This is a genomic window from Empedobacter sp. 225-1, from assembly GCF_030328185.1.
Lineage (GTDB): Bacteria > Bacteroidota > Bacteroidia > Flavobacteriales > Weeksellaceae > Empedobacter > Empedobacter stercoris.
This window is the reverse complement of record NZ_JACALO010000057.1, coordinates 1-11807: the sequence shown is the minus strand read 5'-3', so window position 1 is coordinate 11807 and position 11807 is coordinate 1. Positions and strand designations below refer to the sequence as shown.

Genomic DNA, 11807 nt, shown 5'->3' with positions numbered 1-11807 from the left:
TAAATGCTACACTATATTTTACTTTTCTTGTCATAAAAAATGCCCCCAAAAGTGTCTAACTTTTTGGGGGCAGTGTATATCAGGAGCTTTTTGTTTTATGCGACATTATTAATAAACTCTTTTTCGAGGATACCGTCTACTATTTTTTCAACCTCATCGATATTGGCTTTCAATAATTCGTTGTTTTCTATTTGTTCTATTTCATGAAACTGCACATGTTTGTTAAACTCTTGCAGTTTGGCGTAATAACGTTTCAATTCTGCTTTGTTGAACAAGTTTCCGTCCTTCACATAAATCACATGTATCTTCGATTTGATGTATTGCGAAACTTGCAATATATCGCCTCTATTGCGTGATATATCTATCGAATAGAAAATAGATTTCAGGTATTCGCTTTTAGCTGTTGGCTCTTTTACCAACCAATCTGTAGTCTTAGGACTTGCTGCTATCGGAATAATATTCAGCACCTTATTTGGGAACAAACAAGCCATTTCCCACGCTAATCCTCCACCTAAATCTGCACCAATAATGGCAAAAATCTCGTCTACTTCCAATTCAAATAACGTCAACCAAAACAACACCGCTACATCGCGTGCTGTAATGTGATCGCGTGGAATATAGTCGTACTTTATGGTTTGGGAAACGCCATTTCCAGGAATATCTATACAGATTACCGTATACTCATTAAGATCAATTGCTTTGTTTTTTCCCATGACCCCATCCCAATGACAGGTACAATCTGAATCTCCGTGTAAGGAATGGTTAATCAAAATGACTGGAGCTGTTCCTAATGGAAGTCCAAAAAGTTGAAATGTTACCGAAACATTGTTTAAGATTGTGTTGTCCTCTAAGGGCCAAACTGGGATCGTTAATTGTTGTAAACTTTGCATTGTTTTTAATTTTATATTGGTAATTGTTGTTTTTGTTCAAAAAAAATCCCCATCGAAACTCGACGGGGAAACCTAAAATATATTAAAAAATAAAATCTCTTTTTAGTATACATGACTTTCCCACGTCTGGATATTCCAAACCTGTTTGCGAATCGACATATATAAGCACGTAAACTTCATTTTTTAATTACTTTGTTACTCAAATATATAAAATAATTTTCGGCAAACAATTAAATTTATCTTAATTATTTGTAAAATTTTCAAAATCTTGATTTTTAATAGCGAAGTCGTCACCCTAAACTCGTTTCATGGTCGCATCTAATTCAGAACATAAAATTTATAACCACATAGAGACATAGGTTTAACAATGTTGATGAATAGAGATAAATTGGAAAATGAATAAATGAACTAGTATTACGATGTATCTATATGGTAGAATATAAAAAAACAAATCAAGCAATTATTCAAAACTTTATTATCGAAACAATATCCAATTTAGAATAAAATTCTAAGTGATCATTTTAAAATAAAATTATTAGAAAAGATTACTACATATTCAATTTTTTATGTAGTTTTACACCGTATTTCGAATCGTAGAAAACGATACCAACCGAGAGGAGTCTCCACGGTGGTAAAACAATACGGGAGTTCATCCAAAAACAACGAAAAATCCCCTATTATCGAAATACAATAATTGTTTTATTTTAACTATTTATTGTATGTCACAAAACATTTCTGAGCTTAATTTAGCTCCTATATCAGATGAAAAATTGGTCGATTTTATCAATCAACAATTGCCTATTAAAGTTCCTGCGCTAAAAGATCATATTATTGAAGAATTCAAGAAAAGAGGTTTGGATTATCGCCATCTATACAATGTAAAAACAGATGAATTGAATATCAAACTTCCGCTTAGTTTGATTGATGGTTGCTTGTTCGAGCGTAATATTCCCAAACCGCCTTTGGTAGATAATTTCTACGCTGTTGTACATAGATTGAGAAACTTTTTGCAACATAGCAAAGAATTGAACAGAAAACGCCTTAAAACGTTTCATTATATCTTCGATCAACTTTATTTACCTTATGAATTGATTGATATTATTTCGGAAGATGATGTCAAAAATCTAACTGAAGATGATGTATTTATTACCTTCAAAAACTCGAAACAACATTTCCCGAACAATAAGATTATCAATAAAATTCCGAAAAATAATTTATTGATTACTGTTGACAAAGGGAATTATTACCGCGGTTTGGATAAAGTAATTTTGTCACATCAAAATACGATTATCAAAGAAGAAAACTTGAATAACGTAACTGCATAACTGAAATTGCTTTCGACAAATCTCTATATTTGTTGAAAGCAATTTTATATGACGCCAGAAAAAAGAGAATTAGTAGAGGTAAGTTTTAATCGTTCAGAAACCTTGAAATTTTATAACGCATCACTTATCGAATGCGAAACGGACTATGTTTCGATTAAGATTCCGAAACAAGAAATGATGACACGTAAACACGGAATGTTTAATGGTGCTATGATTGCTTCTTTGGTTGATGTTTCATCTGGTTATGCTGCTGTTTCTCACTATGACGACGATTGTTATGTGGTAACAGTTGAGTTAAAGGTGAATTATTTACGACCTGCTTTGGGTGATTATTTACTATCAAAAGCCTATGTGATAAAAGGCGGAAAAAAGATAAGCACCATACGCACAGAGATTTTTGTGGTTGACGAAACAACGAACAAAGAAACGCATGTGGCTACTTCTTTGGTGACTATGATGAGAATAAAATAAAGATATAATTTGTCTCAACTTTTGAATAAATGACCACATAGAGATATAGAAATAGATGTTTATTTTGATATAGAAATCAGTAGTATAATTCTACCTTTTTTATATGAAAAAACCGTCATTTCGAGTGAAATTCTGTAAGAATTTTGTGTCAAGAAAAAGGTTTTTTGAAAGAAAAGAATAATAACTAATTGAAGGAAATAATTTACTTATAGCGCAATTAATTAAATCAATTCGTCTTGATGTTTTCTTCTGTTTAGTTGGTTTACTTTTATAAAAAATCGCAGAATGAAAATATAAGAATTACAATTGTTTACAAATGATTTAGAAAAAACGAAATCATTTTATACAACTATTCTAGCTTTTGAGTTAATTGAAGAAACCGATAATCAGTTTAGTTTACAAGTTGGTTGGACAAGATTAACTTTTGTAAAATCGAATGAAGAATATATTTAGCTTATGAGAACTAAGCAGGATTTGATCAACATTCTATTTTTTGAAATTTCTGAAATTGGTTTACCTACAACTTATATTGAAGCAACTAATCATATATTATAATAGAAAACAACATCTAAATTCTGAAAAGGAGATTTTGATACTTTTGGTACTAATGGCTCAGATGAAGGGAAAATATTATTACCAAATTATTTTATTAAAACAACTTAGTTTCCTACAACTGATACAATAATTCCTGCTCCATTTACAGCTATTTTGGAAAATGAAAATCATTATTCAAAAGTAATTTTAGATAATAATAAATTAAATAAATCTAATCTTGCCATTTTATAAAAAATAAGCATTGAATAAAAAGTGATATCTTTAGGGTAAAAAAAAATGGGATTGTAACTTTGCATTCTAAATATCTAAAAAATGGTAAATTTTATATTAATCGCAGTCTGCATAATCGCCGGAATGGTGTTTAAAGCAACAAAATCTATACATCCTGATGCACATAAAGGGATCAATACATGGATTTTATATTTAGCTTTACCAGCAGTCTCGTTTAAGTATTTACCAAAAGTAGAATGGTCGCAAGAAATGCTATTCCCTATCTTTTCGACTGTCATTATTGCCGTTGGAAGTTTATTTTACATGAAATTCTACAGCAAAGCAAAAGGCTATTCGGAGCGTTCGAGAAGAACATTGGAATTGGCAAGCGGCTATAGCAATACCTCTTTTATTGGTTTCCCTTTGATCTCAGCATTTTATGGAGAAAAATATTTAAGTATTGCGATTATTTGTGATCAAACCATGTTTTTGTGCTTATCAACCATCGGAATAGTTTCTGCATTAAAAGGAGGAAGTAATGGATCTGGAGCAATAGATTCTAAATTTATCTTGAAAAGATTATTTACTTTCCCCCCATTTTTGGGTTGTATCAGTGCATTGATTTTATCTCAATTTATCGACTTATCTCCTGCCGAACCATTCTTCGATAAATTAGCTGCAACTGTAGGTCCGTTGGCTTTATTTTCAGTTGGACTGCAATTAAAGTTTAATGGTTGGAGAAAATTATGGTCACAAATTTCGATGTCTATGGTTTACAAATTAATGATAGCGCCTGCAGTTGTAATGCTTTTAGCCATCGTAATTGGGATAAAAGGTGATGTGGCTAAAATCTCTATTTTTGAAGCTGCAATGCCTACATTAGTAACATCGAGTATTATTGCGGAACAATTTAAACTCAACACCAAACTAACCAATTTGATTATTGGAATCAGTATTATTATAGGCTTTTTTACAGCTGCTTTTTGGTATGAAATGATCCAGTTGTTTATTCAGTAGATTTCTTATTATGTTTTTTTTAAAATTGTATCGAGAATTAAGATGAATTTTATCTTCTAAAACCTTATTCTCGATACAAAATTCTAAAAATAATTTCACTCGAATTAATGGTTTTATTTCAATACTTCTTTTAAAAACAATAATGTATGTTGCCACGCTCTATCTGCCATTACTTTATTGTAATCAGGTGATTCCGGATTGGTAAACGTGTGTTTTGAATTTGCGTAAGTAATCATTTGCCAATCTGTTTTTCCTTCGTTCATTTCAAGTACCAAATTCGAAATATCTTCTTGTTTTACAGATTCGTCATCAGCTGGATGTTCTACTAAAACTTTTGTTTTAAGAGGGATATTTTTTCGAGCCAAATCTTTTGCTAATCCACCATGAATAGAAACAACACCCACAACAGCTAATTGCGCACGAGCAGCTTCTAATGCGCCTGTACCTCCAAAACAATAACCAATTACAGCAATTTTACTTGGATCTGCATCAGCTTTGATTAACTCTTTCAACGCTAAATCAATTCGTTTTTGATAAGCTGCATAATCAGACTTGTATTTTCCTGCTATTTTAGCTGCCTCTGCATTGTTAGTTGGATAATTACCTTCGCCATAAATGTCTGCAATAAATGCTATATATCCCTCTTTTGACAAGTCTAATGCAGCTTGTTTTGCTTCATTATCTGCACCTTTCCAAGCAGGAAGAATCAAAACTCCTGGCAATTTATTCGTCTCATTTTCCGTGACTAAACCATTTAGTTTTTGCATACCATCTTTGTAAACAACTTGTTTTAGGTTTTGTGCATTTGCTGTGTTCATCAGTAATACGATTAAAAATAAATATTGAATAATAGTCTTCATCTTCTAAAAATATTAGAACATTAAGTTAAAAAGAACTAATTTTATAAACGATACGAATTGAATATTTAACACAATTATTATGGAACTAATTACATTAAAAACATTTGAAACTCCGATTGAAGCGCATATTTTACGTTCGAAATTGGAAAGTGAAAATATAGATGCATTTGTTTTTGATGAACATTCGGTTGGAATAAATCAGTTCTTGTCTAATGCAATAGGTGGCGTAAAAGTGAAGATAAAAGAAGAAGACACTGCCCGTGCTATGAAGGTTTTGGATGAGATTAACGCAACTGATTATACGAATGATTTAGATGAAATTATCGTCTGTCCGAAATGTGGTAGCAAAGCGTATTATAGTTATTTCAAATCAATGAAAGGAAGAAAAGGTTTGCTTTCGTTATTATCTTCTATCCTCTTTTGGGCGTACCCTATTTACTACAAAAATGTTTTTAAATGTAAAAAGTGTGGAGAAGAATTTGATGGATTACAGTAAAAAAAGAACGACAAAAATTGCCGTTCTTTTAGAACAAAAAATATATGAATTTTATCGATTAGATAGTCCAGCGCAATAAGCTTGCTCCCCAAGAGAAACCTGCTCCAAATGCTGTCAACATCAATAAATCTCCTTTCTTTAATTTTGATGTATTTTCCCAAATACATAACGGTATAGTGGCTGCGATTGTGTTTCCGTAGTTTTCTATATTGATTAACGTTTTACCCTCTTCAATATTAATTTCGTTTCCTACAGCGTCAATAATTCGTTTATTCGCTTGATGCGGAACTAACCAATTCACATCTTCTACCGAAAAATCATTTCGTTTTAACACATTTATACAGGTATCGCTCATTGATTGAATGGCATTTTTGAAAACAATTTTACCATCTTGTCTGATATAACGCTTCTCATCTACCAATAACTGCGAACTTGCAGGATATAAAGATCCTCCTCCTTCGATGTTTAAGAATTCTTTTCCAGTTCCGTTGCTTAACAACAAGGCATCTAAAATTCCTTCTTCGTTTGTTGGTTCAAGCCAAACAACACCCGCACCGTCACCAAATAAGATATTCGTCGAACGATCTTTGATGTCTACATACGCACTAATTTTGTCTGCACCAATCACCAAGACATTCTTGTAACGATTGCTTTCAATGAACGAAGCACCCATATCGAGCGCGTATAAAAATCCAGAACAAGCTGCATTCATGTCAAATGCCCATACATTCTCTATTCCTAATTTTTCGCAAACGATATTTGCCGTTGCAGGCATCAGCATATCAGGTGTAGAAGTAGCGACAATTAATGCATCAACATCTTTGATGTCTTTTTGGTAAGTTTCAAGTAAGTTATGAATCGCACGAACTGCCATATCAGAAGTTGCTAAACCTTCCTCTAAAATACGTCGTTCTTTAATTCCTGTTCTTTTTACAATCCATTCATCAGAAGTATCTGTAATTTTTTCTAAATCAGAATTAGTTCGTTTATTTTCTGGCACATAACCTCCAATTGCTGAAATATGTGCAAATATTTTTTTTGTAAAATCTACCTTCATAAAATTCTTTTCAATCAAACTTTAAGAAAATAACGTCTACAAAAAGACGCATCATTCAAAATTTGAGCAACAAAGGTCTATCCAATTTACGAAATCAGTTAGCACAATAAACGTAATAATATGTCAAAAAGACGTTTTAAGAAGATTTTAAAATTGTATTGATTTACGTCAATAATTAGGTTGAAGCTATAAAAGTTGTAGGAGAAATGCCTGCATAATTTTTGAAAAATTTACTAAAAACCGAAGTGTCAATAAAGTTCAATTCAGTTACAACATCAGAAACACTATGTTTTGGGTTTTTCAATAAAACTTTAGCTTCCAATATAATAGCTTCTGCAATAATTTGTTTTGGGGATTTATTAAAGACTTCGACAATAATTTTAGTCAAATGCTTTCGGCTGATAAACATTTCATCTGCATAAAACTGTACATTGCGTTGACGTCGAAAATGCGTCGAAACCAGATACAAAAACTGTTTTGCTAACTCTTCTTTTCTGACTTCTTTCGTTGCGCTTTTAGCTGTTACTGCTTGGTTATAATAATTTCCCATTTCATACATTAGGACAGAAAAATGATGTAAAACCAAATCTTTTGCGAAGATATTATCGTTTTTTATCGTGTATTTACTGATTTTATTCAAATTATAACGCATATCACGTACAATTTTTTTATCTAATGAAATTATTTTAGGATACTTAGACGACAAAAATTCAACCAGATTATGTGATTTCACATGGAATCCAGCTTCTATAATCAAATCCGAATCAATAAAGATCGCTTTTACTGCAAAATCAGCCGAATGTTCTATAATTTCGAATAACTGACCTGGTAAAACTACAATAATATCATCACGTTTAATCAACGTTGGTTCTAAATTAACCGTGATTTCGCATGTTCCTGCTGTAATTAAAATCAACCCAAGTGACGTAAATTTATAGGGTTTACGTTTTACAAAATAATAGTTATTTTCTGGACCTACATCAAATATTGCTAACCGACGATCAGTTGCCTCTTCTTTGTAAGTTCTTAATATATTATCAATTGAATAAAGTTGAATATAGTCACTCATTTTTGAATTGTCATTTTTACAACTACAATGTTAAAAGATTTTTTTGACAAGTAAAAACTTAAAAGCGTCTTTTTAACAAAACATTACGTCATTTTGATGAAATTAATAGCCTTTATCCAACGATACTTCGTTTTCTAACGTTTCCATATTTTTCAGTTTCTTATAGTTAGTAGCTACTTGTTGTAAAGCTGTCGTTGCATTAGTAACACTCGCAATATGAGGCGTTATGTATATATTTTTATTCGACCAAAACGGGTGATTTTCTGGTAATGGTTCTTCTCTGAATACATCTAAATAGGCTTCTTTTATCTGCTTTTCATCAATAGCAATTAATAAATCCTTTTCGACCAAATGAGCGCCTCGACCAACATTGATTAAAACGGTTTGTTTAGAACATTGATTAAAAAACTTATAATTTAAAATACTTTCTGTCTCAGTTGTCAACGGTAAAATATTTACTATAAAATCTGTATTCGCAATAGCAGAATTCAAACCTTCTTTACCTACAAAAGTCTCTACTCCATTTATATTCTTCTGAGAATTTGACCAACCTTTTACGCGAAAACCTAAGGCAACAAAACGTTCTGCAACCAGTTTTCCTATCTCACCTAATCCCAATATGGTAATAGTCGTTTCATGAATACTTGTATAATTTTTTGGATTCCATTCCTGTTGAAGCTGATCTTTATGATACGTCAATAGATTTTTCATTGATGTCATTATACACGCCAACACATGCTCAAACATCTCTTGTTTCAAAGCTGAATCCACGATGCGCGTTACCTTTACAGAATCAGGAATTTCTGTATGCAATAAATGATCAATACCAGCTCCCACAGATTGAACAACTTTCAAATTTGGAAACTCTTTTATATAATCCTTGTGCGGTTTCCAAGTCGCTATAAATTCTACATCTTCAGGGTTTGAAATAATTGGGTAAACTTCGACTTTTGTTTCTGGCAATAATTTCTGCAAATTTCTTTGCCATTCCTCTGTTGGTTTTTGATTAAATAATAAGGCTACACTCATAATTGATTACTTTTAAAACAAATTTACTCTTCTCGAAATTAATCTCCCATTAAATTTGACGATTTGTCAGATTCTTTACATTTGGATTAGATTTTGAAAGAGCTAAAACAATTATATTTTAACAAAAAAATACACTATAAATGACGAATCCGCTATTAGAAAAATTTGAAACACCTTTTGAAAGTGCTCCTTTTTCTAAAATCAAAAATGATGATTACAAACCTGCATTTATTCAGGCAATTGATGATGCAAAAGCAGAAATTGATGCCATTACTTCAAATGCAGAAGCTCCTACTTTCGAAAATACAATTGAAGCAATGGAACTTTCGGGCGAAAAGTTAGGTCGAATTTCTTCAATCTTTTTCAATTTAAATTCAGCAGAAACAAATGATGAAATTCAACAAATTGCGCAAGAAGTTTCGCCATTATTATCTGAATTTGGGAATGATGTACGCTTGAATCAAGATTTATTTGAACGAATTAAAGTTGTTTATAATCAAAAAGATTCGCTAAAACTAACAGAAGAGCAAGCTTATTTATTGGAGAAAAAATACAAAGGTTTTTCGAGAAATGGAGCAAACCTGAACGAAGAAGATAAAAATAAACTTCGCGAAATTGATAAACAATTAGCCATGCTTTCGTTACAATTTGGGCAAAATGTATTAGCAGAAACCAATGCATACGAATTGATAATCACAGATGAAAATGACTTGAAAGGTTTACCTCAATATGTCATCGATCAAGCAAAAGCAGATGCTGAACAAAAAAAATACGAAGGGTGGTTAATTACATTGCACGCACCAAGTTACATTCCGTTTATGCAATATGCTGAAAATCGTGAATTGAGGGAAAAATTATTTAGAGCAAATGGTGTAAAAGCTTATCAAAATAATGAATACAACAACGAAGAAAATGTCAAGAATATAGTAAAACTTCGTCAAGAACGCGCTAAAATATTAGGGTACAAAACGCATGCTGATTATGTTTTAGAAGAACGTATGGCTAAAAAACCTGAAACGGTTTTAGATTTCTTACATGATTTATTAACAAAGGCAAAACCTTTTGCAGAAAAAGAAATCAAAGAATTAGCTGCCTTTGCAAAAGAAGTTGACGGGATTGAAACTTTACAACGTTGGGATCATGGGTATTATGCAGAGAAATTGAAACAGAAAAAATTTAGCCTTTCTGATGAAGAATTGAAACCTTATTTTCAATTAGAAAATGTCATTCAAGGTGCTTTTGATGTTGCAACAAAATTATATGGTATTACGTTCAAAGAAATTCAGACTATAGATAAATACAATGAAGACATTACGACTTACGAAGTATTAGATAAAAATGGGGAATTCTTGAGTTTATTGTATGCCGACTTCTTCCCACGTTCAGGAAAACGCCCAGGAGCTTGGATGACAAGTTATAGAGAGGCTTCTAATGTAAATGGTAATTCGAAACGACCACACATATCAATAGTATGTAATTTTACAAAACCGACAAAAGATACACCGTCATTATTGACATTTCAGGAAGTAACAACATTGTTCCACGAATTTGGACATGCTTTACACGGAATGTTACCTAACACAACTTACGAAAGTCTATCTGGAACAAATGTATATTGGGATTTTGTAGAATTACCTTCTCAATTTTATGAAAACTTTTGTTATGAACCAGAAGCATTGAAGTTATTTGCTAAACATTATAAAACAGGTGAAATTATTCCACAAGAATTAATAGACAAAGTGCGTGAGTCTTCTACCTTTATGGAAGGTTATCAAATGGTTCGTCAATTGAGTTTTGGATTATTGGATATGGCTTATCACGCAAATGATTTAGTAGAAATTAATGATTTACAACAATTTGAAAAAGCAACATTCAAACAAACCGAATTATATCCAGAAGTAGATAAAAATATAATGAGTACATCTTTTTCTCATATTTTCCAAGGAGGCTATTCGTCTGGTTATTATTCCTATAAATGGGCCGAAGTTTTAGATGCTGATGCATTTGCCTTTTTCCAAGAAACTGGAATTTTTAACCAAGAAACAGCTCACAAATTCTATCAATTATTATCGTCTGGTGGCACAGTAGAACCGATGAAATTATACGAAGAATTTAGAGGACACAAACCTACAGCTGATGCTTTATTAAAGCGAGCTGGATTAGTATAATTATTAAAAATCCGACTGAAATTTCAGTCGGATTTATTTTTATAGTAATTTCTCATAAGCTTTTCTTGGATCTCCATCGTAATGCACTTCTCCACAATATTTATAACCTAATTTTTCCAAAATTCTCAACATCGAAAGATTGTCAAAATTTGTGTCAACCTTTATACTATGAATGCCTTTGAGTAAAGCAATGTGTTCTACTTCTTTCATAGTCCACGTTCCAATTCCTTTTATCGAAACATCTTGTGCAATAGCCAAACGATGAATAACAAGATAAGGTTTATCGCTTAACCAACTACCTACCAAATTATTATAAGCAGGCTCTTCACGATCAATCAAAGCCAAATACCCAATAATCAAATGGAGTTCATCCACAATAACATATCCATAACCATTGATCAAATCATCCTTTATCACCTCTTTATTTGGATAGCCATTCTGCCATTGCTCACTCCCCTCCTCTTTTCTTTTGTGAATTGCCTGTTGTAGAATATCCCAAATTCTATCCAAATCTACATTTACTGCTTTTCTAAACGAAAGAATTTCTTTCATAAAATAATTTATATACTCAAATATAATATTTTCTGGGCGTTCCCTCGCCAACAAAATTATAATTAAATAGTAAAAAATTCCTACGCTCGGTCGGGCTATCCGCTGCAA

Annotated in this window: 12 protein-coding genes and 1 riboswitch; of the genes, 6 read left to right on the top strand and 6 right to left on the bottom strand. The window is 31.9% G+C overall.

Going from position 1 to position 11807, the window contains the following annotated elements; all coding sequences use genetic code 11:
* Positions 1-95: 95 nt before the first annotated feature.
* Positions 96-890, bottom strand: coding sequence for an alpha/beta fold hydrolase (locus tag HX088_RS13065; RefSeq protein ID WP_286484380.1), 795 nt, complete (start codon positions 888-890; stop codon positions 96-98).
* A gap of 576 nt (positions 891-1466) precedes the next feature.
* Positions 1467-1561, top strand: a riboswitch (SAM-I-IV-variant riboswitch).
* A gap of 48 nt (positions 1562-1609) precedes the next feature.
* Here HX088_RS13065 and HX088_RS13060 point away from each other — a divergent pair.
* The 4 genes from HX088_RS13060 (at position 1610) to HX088_RS13045 (ending at position 4468) form a co-directional block, all read left to right on the top strand.
* Positions 1610-2215 (top strand): hypothetical protein, encoded by a 606-nt coding sequence (locus HX088_RS13060; RefSeq protein ID WP_286484379.1) that lies wholly within the window; start codon positions 1610-1612, stop codon positions 2213-2215.
* Between the two features lie 48 nt (positions 2216-2263).
* Positions 2264-2686 carry a PaaI family thioesterase gene (locus HX088_RS13055; RefSeq protein WP_286484378.1) on the top strand — a complete coding sequence of 141 codons (423 nt, stop codon included), beginning with the start codon at positions 2264-2266 and terminating at the stop codon, positions 2684-2686.
* A gap of 306 nt (positions 2687-2992) precedes the next feature.
* Complete coding sequence (locus tag HX088_RS13050; RefSeq protein WP_286484377.1) at positions 2993-3139, top strand: VOC family protein; 147 nt, start codon at positions 2993-2995, stop codon at positions 3137-3139.
* Positions 3140-3553: 414 nt separating this feature from the next.
* Positions 3554-4468 carry an AEC family transporter gene (locus tag HX088_RS13045; protein ID WP_286484376.1) on the top strand — a complete coding sequence of 305 codons (915 nt, stop codon included), beginning with the start codon at positions 3554-3556 and terminating at the stop codon, positions 4466-4468.
* Positions 4469-4581: 113 nt separating this feature from the next.
* Here HX088_RS13045 and HX088_RS13040 read toward each other — a convergent pair whose 3' ends face one another.
* The gene (locus HX088_RS13040) at positions 4582-5328 is read right to left on the bottom strand and encodes a dienelactone hydrolase family protein (RefSeq protein ID WP_286484375.1); all 747 of its coding nucleotides are present in this window, start codon (positions 5326-5328) and stop codon (positions 4582-4584) included.
* A gap of 79 nt (positions 5329-5407) precedes the next feature.
* On the opposite strand from HX088_RS13040, the gene HX088_RS13035 reads away from it, so the two are divergent.
* The gene (locus HX088_RS13035; RefSeq protein WP_225541449.1) at positions 5408-5824 is read left to right on the top strand and encodes a putative signal transducing protein; all 417 of its coding nucleotides are present in this window, start codon (positions 5408-5410) and stop codon (positions 5822-5824) included.
* Between the two features lie 58 nt (positions 5825-5882).
* On the opposite strand, the gene HX088_RS13030 is transcribed toward HX088_RS13035, so the two are convergent.
* From HX088_RS13030 to HX088_RS13020, 3 genes are all read right to left on the bottom strand, one after another.
* Positions 5883-6881: a beta-ketoacyl-ACP synthase III gene (locus HX088_RS13030; protein ID WP_286484374.1), complete on the bottom strand. Its 999-nt coding sequence runs from the start codon at positions 6879-6881 to the stop codon at positions 5883-5885.
* A gap of 175 nt (positions 6882-7056) precedes the next feature.
* On the bottom strand, positions 7057-7950 hold the full coding sequence (locus tag HX088_RS13025) for a helix-turn-helix domain-containing protein (RefSeq protein ID WP_171623943.1): 894 nt from the start codon (positions 7948-7950) through the stop codon (positions 7057-7059).
* A 102-nt stretch (positions 7951-8052) separates the two neighbouring features.
* On the bottom strand, positions 8053-8979 hold the full coding sequence (locus HX088_RS13020) for a 2-hydroxyacid dehydrogenase (protein ID WP_286484373.1): 927 nt from the start codon (positions 8977-8979) through the stop codon (positions 8053-8055).
* A 140-nt stretch (positions 8980-9119) separates the two neighbouring features.
* On the opposite strand from HX088_RS13020, the gene HX088_RS13015 reads away from it, so the two are divergent.
* Positions 9120-11147 (top strand): M3 family metallopeptidase, encoded by a 2028-nt coding sequence (locus tag HX088_RS13015; protein ID WP_286484372.1) that lies wholly within the window; start codon positions 9120-9122, stop codon positions 11145-11147.
* Between the two features lie 39 nt (positions 11148-11186).
* Here HX088_RS13015 and HX088_RS13010 read toward each other — a convergent pair whose 3' ends face one another.
* Positions 11187-11699 carry a GNAT family N-acetyltransferase gene (locus tag HX088_RS13010; RefSeq protein ID WP_260542675.1) on the bottom strand — a complete coding sequence of 171 codons (513 nt, stop codon included), beginning with the start codon at positions 11697-11699 and terminating at the stop codon, positions 11187-11189.
* Between the last annotated feature and the right edge of the window lie 108 nt (positions 11700-11807).